The organism is Methylobacterium indicum (assembly GCF_017347565.1).
Lineage (GTDB): Bacteria > Pseudomonadota > Alphaproteobacteria > Rhizobiales > Beijerinckiaceae > Methylobacterium > Methylobacterium indicum.
Genome location: NZ_AP024146.1, coordinates 101,378 through 114,304, shown reverse-complemented (window position 1 = coordinate 114,304; position 12,927 = coordinate 101,378). Strand labels below are relative to the sequence as shown.

Below are 12,927 nucleotides of genomic sequence, written 5' to 3'. Positions count from 1 at the left end.
GCCCAGATCGGTACGCCCACCGGCCGCCCGGGCTTGTCCCTGTAATAGGTCAGGTTGCCGAAGCCGATCCGCGTTGCATCGATTCATTCCGCCTTAGCGCAGCCCAGAACCAAGGCACCGCAATGATCGACCTGGTAGACCCCGGCGGCCGGGTGGACCCCGAACAGGTCCGGTGCGTTCCAACCGAGATCGACCGCCTTCGGACCGAGCCGGTCGAGGAACTCCAGCATGCCGGCATGGACCTGCTGCTAGCTCTCACCATGCAGGCCGGGGCAGGGGGCTGTCGCCGGGCTCATGCACTCGATCCGGCCGCGCCAGATGGGCAGATCTGAGCGGGACATGGCGGCAGGGGGAACTGACATCCGGAGGCCATACCCCAGGCTCGCCAGCCTCTCGCTGCCGCCAGTGTGAGGCAGGAGGCAGAGGAGGCCGGGGAGAGATGACGGGATCGCGATCGGGGAGAGGCTCCGGCGCCCGTCGCGAAAGCTCCGCCGATGACCCGCCTCCTGATCCTCGCCTGCTCGGCGACCAAGCGCCGCTATCCAGACCGCGTGCCGGCATTCGCGCGCTACGACGGCCCGCTCTGGCGCACCCTGCGCGTCACCGAGCCCACCAGCCGGCGCGCAAGGGACGCTTTCCTGTCCGCCCATTACGGCTTCCGTAACGCGACTACGCCGATCGCCCACTACGACGCGCGGCTGACGCAGGATCTCGCCGAGCGGATGATCGTCGGCGGCGTGACCATGCGCTGGCCCAGACCGCCCTCGCCGCAGCGGCCCGACACCGACGGAATCCACGCCGGCGCCGAGATCGCCGGCCTGACCCGGTACGGAGCCGAGCCCTTCGCGGATGTCGCGCTGGTCGGCGGGCGGCTCTACGTGGCGGTGATGCACGCCCTCATGCGCGGCTTCGTCGACATGGGCTGCGTGCGGCGCGACGCCCGCGTCAACGTCATCAACGGGCCGATCGGCCGGATGCGCCAGGACTTGCGATCCTGGCTGTGCGAGGCGAGCGGGCTGGCCGGAGGCCGGCCGTGACCGGGCGCCTCGGGCACAACGGTGGGCCGGTCCTCGACGAGCCGGCCGACACCTGCTCCGGCCGGTGCAAGCACTGCCGGCACTGGAAGGCGCCGTCCGACGAGGAGCAGCGGGCCTACGAGTGGTTCCAACTCGGCCTGTCGCACCGCCGCGTCCGCCGGCCGACCGGCGCCTGCGACCGCGTCCTGATCGGCAACAACCTAAGGCCGGCCTTCTCGGCCACCACGGGCGAGTTCGGCTGCGGGAATTTCGAGGCCGCTCCGCCCCCGCCGATGTCGAAGGGCGGCGGCTTCGTCACGATCCGGCAGGGTGGGCGCGTCGTCTGGGAGGGCCACGAGGAGGCGATCCCGACCCGCTTCCTCCAGGAGGATCTTGACCTGTGACCGTCTCGGCCGGCCATCATCCGTAAAATCCATGATATATGGATTTCAGAGATCAGGAGGCCCTCATGCGTTCGTTCACAACGGCCGACCTCAACAAGCAGGTCGGCGAAGTCACCGACGCGGCCCAGCGCGCGCCCGTGGTCATTACCCGGCGCAGCAAGCCGCGGTTCGTCCTGATGAGCCTGGAGCACTACGAGGCCCTGTGCGGCCCGGAGGATCCGCGCCGCGCCTTCACCCTCGACACCATGCCCGACGACCTGCGCGACGGCCTGTTGCAGGCGGCCGAGGCCTACGAGAGGGAGCATGGCGGTGACGACTGAGACACCGGATACCGGGCTCGTCGTCCGCTACAGCTTTCTCTGGCCACGCGAGCACGACCGCGGCGAGCGTGAGGGCCGCAAGGACCGGCCGGTCTGCCTCGTCGTTCCGGTCAATGTCGCACCGGGCGCCGTGGTGGTGTTCCCGATCACCACCCAGGAACCCTTGCCCGACCGGACCGCGGTCGCCGTCCCGGAGACCGAGCGACGCCGGCTCAAGCTCCCGGGCGACCGGCCGTGCTGGATCATGCTCGACGAGGCCAACGGCGACGTCATGCCGGGCTCGTTTCACCTGATCCCGCTCGAGACACATCCCTTGCGCTACGCCTACGGCCGGTTCAGCCCGGCCTTCATGCGCGTCGTGTTGCGGACGATGGCGGAGGCGATCCGCGCGCGGCAACTCCGGATGGTTCAGCGCGAGCGTTGATCGTTACGGTCGTTCGGGAGCGGGCTCGGGCCCCGTTCCCTTGGCGTCCGCCCGTGCCCCGCCTATGCGAGGAATCATGACGCTGTCGGACCGTCTCGACCACCTCCCCGAACGCAAGCGCCGCGAACTCCAGTTCGCGGCCCAGATCCTGTTCGAGGAATTCGAGGCTGCCCAGAAGGGCAAGCTCTCCGACAAGCGCAAGGGCGGGCGTATCCTGAAGCTGATCCTGTTCGGCTCGCATGCCCGTGGTGACTGGGTCGACGACCACAAGACCGGCTACCACTCGGATTACGACCTGCTCGTCGTGGTCGACAACGAGTGCTTCACCGACCCGCACGACTTCTGGGAGCGGGCCGAGGAGCGGCTTCTGCGCGAGCTGACGGTGACGCGCCGCCTCAGGACACAGGTCAGCTTCATCGTCCATTCGATCCACGACCTGAACGACCAGCTCGCCTATGGCCGGCCCTTCTTCGTGGACATCGCCCGGGACGGGATCGTGCTCTACGAGGTCGAGGGCTTTCCCTTCGCCTCGCCGAAGCCGTTGTTCGTTGCGGAGGTGCGCGCCGAGGCCGAACGGCATTTTCAGCTTCAGCATTGGTTTCCCGACGCCGCTTCTTTCGAAGCGGCAGCCGGCTTCCTCATCCAGCGCGGGGATCTTCGTCTCGCGGCCTTCCTGCTGCACCAGACCACCGAACGGCTCTATCACTGCGTCCTGCTCGTGGTGACGCTCTACAGTCCGAAGCTGCATCGCCTGAATCGCCTGCGGCCGCTGGCCGAGGGCGTGGACGCCCGGCTGATCGCGGCCTGGCTGCGCGACACCCGCTTCGCCCGGCGCTGCTTTGCCCGGCTCGACCGGGCCTACGTCGATGCCCGCTACTCACCGCACTACGAGATCACCGGCGAGGAACTGGCCTGGCTGGTGGAGCGGATCGGGGCCCTTCGCGAGATCGTCGCTACGATCTGCGCGGAAAAGCTCGGCGGTCATTCGTAGAGCGCGCTCAGGCAGCCGTGCGAGCCGAGTTCGGGGATGTCCCACGAGCCAGGCACGGCGCGACAGCATACCGCTATGATATTGATATCATGGTCATGTCGATAATGCCCCGTCTAGCGTGGGTCGACCCCGCTCTCTCGCAGCAACCCCGATAGGCCGTCGCGGCCTTCCACGATCAACCCTCAAGGGGTCCGCTCCGCAAGCGGGCGGCCGCTCCCGGCTTCGCCTCCCGCGGTGATCGCGGCCGCTCACGGCCTCCTGGGGCGCTGTCGAGCGGGGATCGCCCCGCTCCTTCAGGAGCCCGATCCCCATGGCGAACGATCTCAGCCTCGCGAACGGCTACGCCCACAGCCTCTCTCAGTCCCTGATGGTCGCCGTCACCGTGTTCCGCTCCGAGGCCGGGTACGGCGTCGTCACCTCGGACGAGTTCGAGGGCGATCCCGCCAGCGTCATCACCGAATTCGACCCCTACGAGGAGTGAGCCTCACCGGGGCAGCTCGACCTGCCCCGCTCCCCCCGTGGCGCCGGGGAGCCGAGTCAAAGGCTCGGTCCACGCTTCGGCGACGCGGCGCCGGTCGCAAGGAAAGCCCTTTGGCGCCCATCCGGGAGGCCGCGATGTCACTGCCCCAGTCCCGCTTCCAGCCTGCCTCCGACCACCCGATCCCCGCTACGGGGGACAGGACGACGACGATCTTCGTCGGCGGCTCCCGGAGCATCGCACATGTCCCGGACGCGGTGCGTGCTCGCCTCACCAGGATCGCGCAGGCCGGACACGCGGTCGTAGTCGGGGATGCCTCCGGTGCCGACGAGGCCGTCCAGGCCCATCTCGGGGCCGCCTGTTACGACCGGGTCACGGTGTTCTGTTCGGGAAATCGGCCGCGCAACAACATCGGCGCATGGCCGGTCCGGAGGATCGCTGCGTCGGGAGCGTCGACCGGGTTCCAGTTCCATGCCGCCAAGGACCGGGCGATGGCGCGGGAAGCGGTGTTCGGCCTGATGGTCTGGGACGGGCGCAGCCCCGGCTCGGTCCTCAACGTGCTCCGGCTCGCCCAGGCCGGACGGACCGCGGTGCTGGTCAACCTGGCGGAGGGAGTGGCGACGAACGTCCGATCGGCCGCCGACTGGCAAACGGTTCTCGCGCGCTGCGGAACCCGGCTCCGCCATGACCTGCTGGTCCGAGCAACGCCGGAGGAGCAGCGTTGGCTTCACGCTGCGGGATAGAGCCCGTGCCGCCCCGCGCGGGCACCGCTTCGCCGCACGAGGTTGGCGCGGCACCGCGCATTGGATATCCTATACGAGATATCCTCTATGTCCGATCGAGATAGATATAGCGCTCTTCGTCAAGGATCCTGAGGTCGACGCCCTCGCCGAGGAACTCGCCTCCCTCAAGCGCACGACCAAGACCGAGGCGGTCCGCCAAGCCCTGCGGGGCGAACTCGACCGCGAGAAGGACAAGCTCGATTTGGTCGCTCAGTCCCTCGCCTTCGCCCAGTCGCTCCGTGAGCGCGCCGGCCCCAACCCCCGCCCGGTCGACAAGGCCTTCCGGGACGGATTGTACGGAGAACCGTGATGGTCGTCGATGCTTCCGCCCTGACCGCGATCCTCGCTGGCGAGCCGGACGCCGCTGTCCTCGTCGCACGTCTCCAGCGAGCCCGCCAACGTCTCACTTCCCCGATGGTGGTCTGGGAGACCACGATCGCGCTCGCCAGGATCCTCGACCTGTCGCTTCCCGATGCCCGGCAGGCCGTGCGCGACTACCTGGCGCTCGCGGCCATCCAGGTGGTCGCCGTGTCGCCCAAGGCGGCAGAAGTCGCGATCGAGGCGTTCGATCGGTATGGCAAGGGCCTGCACGCCGCAGATCTGAACTTCGGAGATTGCTTTGCCTATGCGTGCGCTCGGACCTACCGCATGCCGCTCCTTTTCAGGAATGCCGGATTTGCGTTGACAGACATCGAGGCAGCATAAAAATATGATTTTTATTTTACGCTATCTGTGATCTCGTGCCTTGGGTTTTCTAGGTCGGGAGGTCGGTGTGGGGCGCAAATACAAAGCCCGGTTCGGTCTGCCCCATGATTATCCATCTGTCGCTGCCGAATACTCGGTCTCCCGCCGTAAAATAGCAATCGATGCCGGCTTGGGCCGCAAGATCGAAGGCTCTGCCGACCGCGACGTTTGGCCTGCGACGTCGGACGCCACTCCCCGGCGCCGCGGCCGTCCGCGCAAGGTGCCCAGGTAGGTGTCGTTCGCCCTCGGCAGCCCCACCTGACGCCACATTTCCCAGGCCGGCCGGGCCCCGGCCGCCGGCAGCGCCATGAGCGTGTGGCCCCGGGCGGGATTGGTTCGCCCCGCAGCAGGTCTTCTGCCCGCGTCAGTCGGGCTCAGCCATAGGAAGACGGTCGCCCCGCAATCCGAAGGCCAGGTAAGGGCGAGCCCGAGCCGGCCAGGGGATCCTTCGCGCCGAGCCGAGCCGAGCCGCGGCCCACGGCCTCGTGGATGGGCGGATCTATCCGGGGCTCCCGGGACCACCGCAACGGCAGGGCCTCAGTTTCTTCCCCGCCGCCTGCGGCGGCTCCTCGCGGACCAAGAAACCCGGCCCTCGCCGTCCTCCGCTGCGCTCCGGCCCGCTGCGCGGGTGCGGCGCCGGTCGCCTCCGGCTCGACGATCGCCATCGAGGCCGCAAGGGCGCGGCACGAGCGAACGGACGAGGAATACCATCATGGCGACCATCGGCACCTTCACCCTGACCCAGAACGGCTTCACTGGCGACATCACCACCCTGACCATCCAGGCCAAGAAGGTCACGATCGTTGCGGAGACGGAACGGTCGCAGGAGAACGCCCCGACCCACCGTGTCTACCTCAACAAGGCCGAGATCGGGGCCGGGTGGGCCAGGGTATCGAAGGGTGAGCGGGACTACATCTCGGTCAAGATCGACGACCCGAGCCTGCCGGCTCCCGTGTTCGCCAGGCTCTTCGCGGACGAGGACGGCCGGACCCACTCGCTGATCTGGACCCGGGAGACCAACCGCCGCCGGGGCTGATCCGGGCCTTCGCCGCCCCGTCCTCCGGGCGGGGTGGGATCACGCCGCTCGGGCTTCAGGCGCCGGCATGCGGAGCGTACCCTTCGGGCTTGGCACGCATCGATGGATCACTGCCCGCGATGAGATCCGACCGCCGGGCCAACCCCCTGGGCACGTAGCCGAGTGCCGCGATGAGGTCGCACAACACCCGAAAACGCACCTCGTGAGCGGCTTCGACGGCGCTGTGCACCGCCCCGTCGGTGCCGGTTTCGGTCTCCGAACGCTCGACCTCCATCAGCGCCGCCAGATAGCGCCGGTGAGCCGCGATCGTGCGCTGTTCCAGCATGTGGCGGTTGTCGATCGACCCGGGCATCGGCCCCTTCCAGGAACGAGAGGCCTTTCGCGGAAGAACGCCCGTCCCAAGCCTCGAGTGGCGGATTCCTGTCCTTGGGGGTGACTAAGGGGGAGGCCGGCACTATTCATTCTAGGAGAGAACTTGCGATCGATCCAGCCACTGATGGTTGAATACCTCTTGATCGGCCGGCACCCGGGATCCTCGTCTCGGAGGCCTCGGTGCATGTGACGACTGTAGGGCCGGAGTCAGAGGAGGCCTGGACGGGGTGACGGGAGATCAGGCCGGAGAGAGGCTCCGGTGCCCGTCGCGAAAGACCGACGATGCCCCGCCGCTCCTCCTCCCGGAAGACCACCGCCGTCCGCACCGAGGCTGCTCCAGCCCCGCGCGTCGACCTCTACCAGCGCATCACCGACACGATCATCGCTCAGCTCGAGGAGGGCCGAGTGCCGTGGGTGCAGCCTTGGGGGGATCTGCCCGGTGCCGCCGCGGTCGGGATGCCGCGTAACGCCCAGACCGGGCGGGCGTATTCCGGCATCAACGTGATGCTGCTGTGGGCGAGCGGCATGGCCGCAGGCTACCCGACCCAGCGCTGGCTCACCTTCCGCCAGGCGCTCGGTCTCGGAGGCAACGTGCGCCGCGGCGAGAAGGGCACGCCGGTGGTCTACGCCAACCGCTTCACCCCAGAGCAGGAGCGTGCGCGAGCCTCGCAGGCGGGTGAGGAGGCTCGATCGATCGCGTTCCTCAAGCAGTACACGGTGTTTAACGCGGCGCAGTGCGAAGGCTTGCCCGAAGGGCTCTACGTGCCGCCCCCGCCGCCGCGCGAGGACCTGATCGAGCCGCGCTTCCGCGCGTTGATGGAGGGCACTGGCCTCACGATCCACCTCGGCGGGCAGCGGGCGTTCTACCGCCCGGCCGACGACGCGATCGTGCTTCCGCCGCCGCAATCCTTCTACGAGCCGATCAACTTCCACCGGACGGCCGCGCACGAGATGTCCCACGCGACAGGAGCGGCCCACCGGCTCGCTCGCGACCTCACCGGCCGCTTCGGCAGCGAGGGCTATGCCCGCGAGGAACTGGTCGCGGAGATCTCGGCGGCCTACGTCTGCGCCAGCCTCGGCATCGTGCCGACCGTGCGCCACGCCGACTACATCGCGAACTGGCTCGAGGTGCTGCGCTCCGACCCCCGCGCGATCGTGCAGGCGGCGGGGATGGCCAGCCGCTCGGCCGACTGGCTGCTCGCCCGCCTGCCGGCCGAGCTCGCCCCGGACGGCGCCGGCGTGCCCGACGAGGGCGACGAGGGGGATGAATCCGCTGCGGACCTGCGGGCGGTGGCGTGATGCGGTTCAAGCCCTGGCCGCGGCCGACGCCGTTCGAGGACACGTCGCGCAAGCGCGCGGCGTACCGGCGCAAGCAGGCCCGCGAGCAGGCGGCCCTGCCCCTGTTCGCCGATGCCATCGCCGAGCGTCAGCTCGAGGTCGACGAGGAGATGATCCGGCGCACCGGGCAGTGGGAGCGTCAGCAGCAGGAGAGCCGGCGGCAGCGGGCCGACGGCTGGCGCCGCGCCCGGGCCCGCCTGTTCGCCCTGAAGGTCGATCAGCGCCACGCGATCCGGGCGCTGTGGCGGATCTGCCCGTATCCGGCCGATCCGAGCTATCTCGGCACCCTGCTCCACGAGATCGCCACCGGACGGATCGATCCGGCGCAGCCCCCGTGGGGCGGCCGGCACGTCCTCACCCCTCGGACGACGCCTGATCCCACGAGCTTCACCGAGGCCTTCCGGCAGATCGGCCAGCGCACGATCGGCGGGGGGCCGAAGACCACGGGCGCCGACGAGCGCCTGTTCTGCGGCAATCTCGGCTCGGGCATCCTGTTCCTGACCTCGCGCGTGCGGCTGATCGAGCCGAACGAGTCGTTCTACACCTCCTCCAACCACCGCCTGCGCGACAGCCATGTCGGCCGCGCCGGGCACTGGGTCGAGGTCGTGGTGCGCGGCACCTGCTCGCAGACCGATCTTGGCCGGATCGCCCGGCTGGCCCAGGACGCCGATACCCGGCCAGTCGTGGTCAGGCACATCGACGGCCCGCCTGTATCGCTAAGCGGGAGCGGTTGCCGTTGATTGCCCGGCCGCATGCTGCCCGGGCGGGATGAGGATTTCCAGGCTGTCGTCGTGGACGCGCTCGCCCACCAGAAATTCCAGGTAGCGCCCGAGATCCCGGAACAGATTGCGGCCCCCACCATAGAAGGTGCAGACCACCGGCTCGACGTCATCTCCTAGGGCGACCAAGTAGGTCGCCTGGCCCTTGGCCTCGTCGATCCCCAGCACCACCACCCGCCCGGGATCGGCACCCTCCGGTAACGCGCGTGCCATGGCCTTCATGTGTGCATCGTGCCAGGGCCGCTCCCGGAGCCGAGCGGAGATCGTCGCGATCTCACCCAGGCCCGGCCAGGTCTGACCGAACGCCGCGCCGTGCCAGGCATCTGCGAAGGCATAGCGACCCCGCAGCATCGGGCTCATCGCCAGCGTGGTCGCAGGATCGCAGGTGGGGATCTCCGATGCCGAGGCCGGTGCCTCCTCCCGCGCTTGCCGGATGTCGTCCTTGTCGTTCAGGTTCCAGAGCTGGCGCAGCAGCGCCTCGACGTCGCCGACCATGAGCGTTCCTCGTTTCAGGCCATCTGCGCCGTCGCGGCCGGGCATCTCGTGGTGTTCGTGCGCTCCGGACTCGCCGCTATTGCCGGCGATCGCTGGCGCTCAGGCCGATCTCCCGGCCCTCGAGGCGGGCGATCTCGATCGCGACCCGAGTCCAGAACCAGTCCCGCCGCCCGCCAGGACGCCGCGCGCCAGGACGCCGCGCCCGGTCGCGTGCGAGGTAGTAGGCGTCGCCGCCATGGTGCTTTTGCATCACGCGGGCTCGTGCCTGCACCCGGGCCCATCGCAAGGCGCGCCGCCGCAGGAACTTCGTGAGCCATGGCAGGGGCGGACAGGAAGGCGCCACGTGACCCGCCGGCGTTGCGATCCGCGCGCTTCACGCGGATCAGGGAGATGACACCGTTGCCCGAGCGTGCGCCGAAGCGCGGCGTCGGGGCATGATGATCGGTTGAGCACGGCACGGCTCGTTTCCCCGCAAGGCCCGTGTCCGCGGTGCGCCCCCGCAAACGAGCCTCGACCACCCAAAGCCGGGGAGTTGGAAAACCGCAACGAAACGGTCCCTACGACCTTTAGCACCGGAGCGCCTGGACATACGTCGCAGGCTCCCCGACCCGAAGGGTCCAGGAAGTGGGGCCCATGTCCAGCCGGACCCCAAGGCCGTTCGTTGAGGGGTTTCCACGCCCCAGGGCGGCGCGTACCGCCCCATGGACATCATAGGCTCTGCTGCGCCGTCGATCCAGCGCGTCGGCTGCGCGGATCGCGCCTGATCCGTGGCGATCCATCGGACGGACCGTGCCATCAGAGGCAGAGGATCCGCTTCGCGATCACGAGGGATCACGAGTCGAGAGAAGGTCTCGGTTCTCGACCTCGAAGGAGCGGGCACCATGGGCGAGTACGTCATGACGACCATGACCATCGGCGGGGTTCTTCAGGGGCAAGAGACCATCGCGGCGCTGATTGCGGCCGCTGGCATGTACTTCGCCGAGGCCGCCCCCCTCGTGAACGAGGCCTTGACCGAGGGGAGGAGCGTCGCCTTCGAAGACGTACAGGACTTCGGCCTGACGCCGAACCTCGACCGGTTCTGCCAGACGCACGGGCTTCCCTACCAGCGCGCCTGGATTGCGCGGCCCGGCATGTTCGAGGCCGGCGTGAAGTTCTGGAAGCCGGGCATGGGGAGCCCGGTGGAGGAGATAGCCGACGAGGGCGGCCAGCCGATGATGACCCTGGCGGCCCTCCGGAACTCCCATGACGCCGGCGAGACGCTGCCCGCCATCCTGGCGCGGCTCGAGAAGGCCGTTGCCACCGCCGTGCCGCCACTGACCCTTGCCAATGCCGCCGGCGCAGCCCGTCAGGCAGCCATCTGATCCGGCGTACATCGATCCGTCGGCCCCCTTCTGGTGTCAGAGGGGGGCTTCGCCTGCGTGAGGGTTTCGAGGTCGGCAGAGAGCCGGCCGCCCGAAGAAGCAGGGACGCTGACCATGACCAGGACCAAGTCCGCCGCCAAGTCCTCCACCAAGCCCGGCCACAGAACCGCCGCCACGATCGTGCTGACCGAGGCGGTCGGGATCCCATTCGAGACGCTGAGCCTGTCCCAGGCGAACGTGCGCCGGATCGCCGACGGCATGAGCATCGAGGACCTCGCCGCCGACATCGCCCATCGCGGCCTGCTCCAGTCCCTGAGCGTGCGCCCGCTCCTCGACGAGGCGGGCCAGGAAACCGGCCGCTACGAGGTGCCGGCCGGTGGGCGCCGCTTCCGCGCGCTGGAGCACCTGGTGGCGACCGGGCGCATGGCCAGGACCGTCAAGGTGCCCTGCATCGTGCGCGCTGCCGGCAGCGCGATCAGCGCGACGGAGGACTCGATCGCCGAGAACTCCATGCGCGAAGCCCTGCATCCGCTCGACCAGTACCGCGCGTTCAAGGCCCTCGCCGATGCCGGCATGCCCACCGTCGACATCGCCGCCCGCTTCTTCGTGACGGAGCGGATCGTCACGCAGCGCCTGCGGCTCGCCGGGATCAACCCCGCGCTGCTCGAGGCCTACGGCGCCGGCGACATGACGCTGGAATGCCTCATGGCGTTCTCGGTCACGGAGGATCATGCCCGCCAGGTGCAGGTCTGGGAGGCGCTGAAGAAGCGGGGGGCCTTGAGCAACTGGGGCATCCGCCAGGCCCTCACCGAGCGCACGGTGAGCGTAGGCGACCCCCGCGCCTTCTTCGTCGGCGAGGATGCCTACGAGGCTGCCGGCGGCACGATCCTGCGCGACCTGTTCACGGAGCGGGGCGACGGCTGGTTCGCCGATGCCGCATTGCTCGACCGCCTGGCCGAGGCGAAGCTGGCGGAGTTCGCTGCCACCGTCGCGGCCGAGGGCTGGAAGTGGATCGAGGTGACGCTGTCGCTCATGAGCAGCCGCGTCTACGGCCTGCGCGTCCTGCCGAGCCGCTCCGACCTGAGCGAGGCCGAGGACGAGGCCTTGGAGGCGGCTCTGGCCGAGCGTGAGCAGCTCGACAACGACTACGGCTACAGCGACGAGGAGTGGCCCGCCGACGCCGCGCATCGGATGGCAGAGCTGGAGCAGGCCATCGCCGCGTTCGAGGCCCGCGCCCACATCTACGACCCGGCCGACATCGCGATCGGTGGTGCGTTCGTCACCCTCGGCTTCGACGGCACGCCGCAGGTGCGGCGCGGCTACGTCCGGCCGGAGGACGAGCCCCGGGCGGAGGTGGCGACCCCGGCGGCAGCCGACCAAGGCGCGGCCGCGGCGCCGGAGCCGGCGATCGGTGCGCCGGTCGCCCCTTCCTCGAGCGGTGTCGCCGCGCCGGCTCCGGCGGTGATGCGAGCCATCATCACGATCGGCGGCGGCACGCCCGCGACCGCCCCCGCACCTGAGCCTGAGGAGGTCGAGCGCCCGCTCTCGGAACAGCACCGGACCGAGCTGACCACCTACCGCACCATCGCCCTGCGCGAGGCGCTGGCCGACGATCCCCAGGCGGCCTTCATCGCGGTGCTGCACGCCATGGTGATCCGGGTGATCGTTACCGGCTACCGCGCCGCGTCGTGCCTGGAGGTCTCGACCAGTTCGGCCCGGCCCGATCACACCGTCCAGGGCCTCGACACCTACCGGCCAGCGAGCGCCCTCGACGCGAAGCGTGAGGCGTGGGCGAAGCGCCTGCCGGCCGACCATCGGGCGATCTGGGACTTCCTGGTCGATCTGGCGCCCGAGCAGCGGACGGACCTGTTCGCGCTCTGCGCGGGCCTGAGCGTCAACGCGATGCATTGCGCTTACGATCGGCGGCCCCCCGAGGTGATGCCGCACGCCGACCAGCTCGCCCAACTCGTCGGCCTCGACATGACCCGGGACTGGCGGCCGACCTCGAGCAACTACTTCTCGCGCGTGACCAAGGGCAAGATCCTGGCGGCGGTGCGCGAGGCCAAGGGCGAGGACAAGGCCCAGCTCCTCGACCACCTCAAGAAGGGCGATATGGCGCGCGAGGCCGAGCGGCTGATGGCCGACAGCGGCTGGCTGCCCGAATTGCTGCGCACGCCCGGCCTGAGCGCCGAGGTGCCGACGGCCCCGGCCGAGACCGCTGAATCCGACGAGCCGACGGCGGCTGACGATGTCGCGCTGCCGGCGTTCCTTGGCGAGGCTGCGGAGGAGGAAGGGTCCGGGCCGGGCGAGCCCGACCAGGGGTATGCCATCGCCGCCGAGTGAGAGAGCCTGGGGCGGGTGCGAGCTGTGCGCTCGTGCCCGTCCTG

The 12,927-nt window shown here is 69.5% G+C and carries 19 protein-coding genes; 15 read left to right on the top strand and 4 right to left on the bottom strand.

Translation table 11 applies throughout. The features are described 5' to 3' along the window. Nucleotides 1-83: 83 nt before the first annotated feature. Nucleotides 84-230 (bottom strand): hypothetical protein, encoded by a 147-nt coding sequence (locus miv_RS33600; RefSeq protein ID WP_244749116.1) that lies wholly within the window; start codon nt 228-230, stop codon nt 84-86. Between the two features lie 264 nt (nt 231-494). Here miv_RS33600 and miv_RS30830 point away from each other — a divergent pair, with 264 nt between their 5' ends. The 11 genes from miv_RS30830 to miv_RS30780 all read left to right on the top strand — a co-directional run bounded on the left by miv_RS30830 (nt 495) and on the right by miv_RS30780 (nt 6,195). After that, complete coding sequence (locus miv_RS30830) at nt 495-1,037, top strand: hypothetical protein (RefSeq protein ID WP_207183728.1); 543 nt, start codon at nt 495-497, stop codon at nt 1,035-1,037. Then, nucleotides 1,034-1,420, top strand: a complete 387-nt coding sequence (locus miv_RS30825; RefSeq protein WP_207183727.1) for a hypothetical protein — start codon at nt 1,034-1,036, stop codon at nt 1,418-1,420. Before miv_RS30830 ends, miv_RS30825 begins: the two co-directional genes overlap by 4 nt. 65 nt (nt 1,421-1,485) lie before the next feature. After that, on the top strand, nt 1,486-1,740 hold the full coding sequence (locus miv_RS30820) for a type II toxin-antitoxin system Phd/YefM family antitoxin (protein ID WP_207183726.1): 255 nt from the start codon (nt 1,486-1,488) through the stop codon (nt 1,738-1,740). Continuing rightward, entirely contained in the window at nt 1,724-2,164 is a 441-nt protein-coding gene (locus miv_RS30815) for a hypothetical protein (protein ID WP_207183725.1), read from the top strand. Before miv_RS30820 ends, miv_RS30815 begins: the two co-directional genes overlap by 17 nt. Nucleotides 2,165-2,240: 76 nt before the next feature. Further along, nucleotides 2,241-3,155 carry a HEPN domain-containing protein gene (locus miv_RS30810; RefSeq protein WP_207183724.1) on the top strand — a complete coding sequence of 305 codons (915 nt, stop codon included), beginning with the start codon at nt 2,241-2,243 and terminating at the stop codon, nt 3,153-3,155. A 310-nt stretch (nt 3,156-3,465) separates the two neighbouring features. Beyond that, nucleotides 3,466-3,636: a hypothetical protein gene (locus miv_RS30805; protein WP_207183723.1), complete on the top strand. Its 171-nt coding sequence runs from the start codon at nt 3,466-3,468 to the stop codon at nt 3,634-3,636. 134 nt (nt 3,637-3,770) lie between these two features. Next, entirely contained in the window at nt 3,771-4,376 is a 606-nt protein-coding gene (locus miv_RS30800) for a hypothetical protein (RefSeq protein WP_207183722.1), read from the top strand. Beyond that, nucleotides 4,318-4,725: a type II toxin-antitoxin system VapB family antitoxin gene (locus miv_RS33595; RefSeq protein WP_244749115.1), complete on the top strand. Its 408-nt coding sequence runs from the start codon at nt 4,318-4,320 to the stop codon at nt 4,723-4,725. The genes miv_RS30800 and miv_RS33595 overlap by 59 nt, the downstream gene beginning before the upstream one ends. Next, a complete protein-coding gene (locus miv_RS30790) occupies nt 4,725-5,120 on the top strand; it encodes a type II toxin-antitoxin system VapC family toxin (RefSeq protein WP_207183721.1) in 396 nt (131 codons plus the stop codon). The genes miv_RS33595 and miv_RS30790 overlap by 1 nt, the downstream gene beginning before the upstream one ends. 67 nt (nt 5,121-5,187) lie before the next feature. Continuing rightward, nucleotides 5,188-5,391: a MucR family transcriptional regulator gene (locus miv_RS30785; protein WP_244749114.1), complete on the top strand. Its 204-nt coding sequence runs from the start codon at nt 5,188-5,190 to the stop codon at nt 5,389-5,391. 480 nt (nt 5,392-5,871) lie between these two features. After that, nucleotides 5,872-6,195, top strand: coding sequence for a DUF736 domain-containing protein (locus miv_RS30780; RefSeq protein WP_207183719.1), 324 nt, complete (start codon nt 5,872-5,874; stop codon nt 6,193-6,195). A 55-nt stretch (nt 6,196-6,250) separates the two neighbouring features. Here the strand turns inward: miv_RS30780 and miv_RS30775 are convergent, their stop codons facing one another. Continuing rightward, a complete protein-coding gene (locus miv_RS30775) occupies nt 6,251-6,547 on the bottom strand; it encodes a hypothetical protein (RefSeq protein WP_207183718.1) in 297 nt (98 codons plus the stop codon). A gap of 302 nt (nt 6,548-6,849) precedes the next feature. Here miv_RS30775 and miv_RS30770 point away from each other — a divergent pair, with 302 nt between their 5' ends. Next, a complete protein-coding gene (locus tag miv_RS30770) occupies nt 6,850-7,866 on the top strand; it encodes an ArdC family protein (RefSeq protein ID WP_207183717.1) in 1,017 nt (338 codons plus the stop codon). Then, nucleotides 7,866-8,645, top strand: a complete 780-nt coding sequence (locus miv_RS30765) for a hypothetical protein (protein WP_207183716.1) — start codon at nt 7,866-7,868, stop codon at nt 8,643-8,645. Before miv_RS30770 ends, miv_RS30765 begins: the two co-directional genes overlap by 1 nt. On the opposite strand, the gene miv_RS30760 is transcribed toward miv_RS30765, so the two are convergent. Continuing rightward, nucleotides 8,622-9,224 (bottom strand): hypothetical protein, encoded by a 603-nt coding sequence (locus tag miv_RS30760; protein ID WP_244749113.1) that lies wholly within the window; start codon nt 9,222-9,224, stop codon nt 8,622-8,624. The two genes, miv_RS30765 and miv_RS30760, sit on opposite strands and share 24 nt — an antisense overlap. Before the next feature lie 31 nt (nt 9,225-9,255). Next, nucleotides 9,256-9,429 (bottom strand): hypothetical protein, encoded by a 174-nt coding sequence (locus tag miv_RS30755; protein ID WP_207183715.1) that lies wholly within the window; start codon nt 9,427-9,429, stop codon nt 9,256-9,258. A gap of 631 nt (nt 9,430-10,060) precedes the next feature. On the opposite strand from miv_RS30755, the gene miv_RS30750 reads away from it, so the two are divergent. Next, on the top strand, nt 10,061-10,540 hold the full coding sequence (locus tag miv_RS30750; protein ID WP_207183714.1) for a hypothetical protein: 480 nt from the start codon (nt 10,061-10,063) through the stop codon (nt 10,538-10,540). Between the two features lie 114 nt (nt 10,541-10,654). Beyond that, a complete protein-coding gene (locus miv_RS30745; RefSeq protein WP_207183713.1) occupies nt 10,655-12,883 on the top strand; it encodes a ParB/RepB/Spo0J family partition protein in 2,229 nt (742 codons plus the stop codon). Nucleotides 12,884-12,927 lie beyond the last annotated feature (44 nt).

What these genes read in the sequence shown, in the direction of transcription:
- miv_RS33600 (WP_244749116.1), bottom strand. Translation starts at nt 230, where the DNA reads ATGCTGGAGTTCCTCGACCGGCTCGGTCCGAAGGCGGTCGATCTCGGT.
- miv_RS30830 (WP_207183728.1), top strand. Translation starts at nt 495, where the DNA reads ATGACCCGCCTCCTGATCCTCGCCTGCTCGGCGACCAAGCGCCGCTAT.
- miv_RS30820 (WP_207183726.1), top strand. Translation starts at nt 1,486, where the DNA reads ATGCGTTCGTTCACAACGGCCGACCTCAACAAGCAGGTCGGCGAAGTC.
- miv_RS30815 (WP_207183725.1), top strand. Translation starts at nt 1,724, where the DNA reads ATGGCGGTGACGACTGAGACACCGGATACCGGGCTCGTCGTCCGCTAC.
- miv_RS30810 (WP_207183724.1), top strand. Translation starts at nt 2,241, where the DNA reads ATGACGCTGTCGGACCGTCTCGACCACCTCCCCGAACGCAAGCGCCGC.
- miv_RS30805 (WP_207183723.1), top strand. Translation starts at nt 3,466, where the DNA reads ATGGCGAACGATCTCAGCCTCGCGAACGGCTACGCCCACAGCCTCTCT.
- miv_RS30800 (WP_207183722.1), top strand. Translation starts at nt 3,771, where the DNA reads ATGTCACTGCCCCAGTCCCGCTTCCAGCCTGCCTCCGACCACCCGATC.
- miv_RS33595 (WP_244749115.1), top strand. Translation starts at nt 4,318, where the DNA reads ATGACCTGCTGGTCCGAGCAACGCCGGAGGAGCAGCGTTGGCTTCACG.
- miv_RS30790 (WP_207183721.1), top strand. Translation starts at nt 4,725, where the DNA reads ATGGTCGTCGATGCTTCCGCCCTGACCGCGATCCTCGCTGGCGAGCCG.
- miv_RS30780 (WP_207183719.1), top strand. Translation starts at nt 5,872, where the DNA reads ATGGCGACCATCGGCACCTTCACCCTGACCCAGAACGGCTTCACTGGC.
- miv_RS30775 (WP_207183718.1), bottom strand. Translation starts at nt 6,547, where the DNA reads ATGCCCGGGTCGATCGACAACCGCCACATGCTGGAACAGCGCACGATC.
- miv_RS30770 (WP_207183717.1), top strand. Translation starts at nt 6,850, where the DNA reads ATGCCCCGCCGCTCCTCCTCCCGGAAGACCACCGCCGTCCGCACCGAG.
- miv_RS30765 (WP_207183716.1), top strand. Translation starts at nt 7,866, where the DNA reads ATGCGGTTCAAGCCCTGGCCGCGGCCGACGCCGTTCGAGGACACGTCG.
- miv_RS30760 (WP_244749113.1), bottom strand. Translation starts at nt 9,224, where the DNA reads ATGCCCGGCCGCGACGGCGCAGATGGCCTGAAACGAGGAACGCTCATG.
- miv_RS30755 (WP_207183715.1), bottom strand. Translation starts at nt 9,429, where the DNA reads ATGCAAAAGCACCATGGCGGCGACGCCTACTACCTCGCACGCGACCGG.
- miv_RS30750 (WP_207183714.1), top strand. Translation starts at nt 10,061, where the DNA reads ATGGGCGAGTACGTCATGACGACCATGACCATCGGCGGGGTTCTTCAG.
- miv_RS30745 (WP_207183713.1), top strand. Translation starts at nt 10,655, where the DNA reads ATGACCAGGACCAAGTCCGCCGCCAAGTCCTCCACCAAGCCCGGCCAC.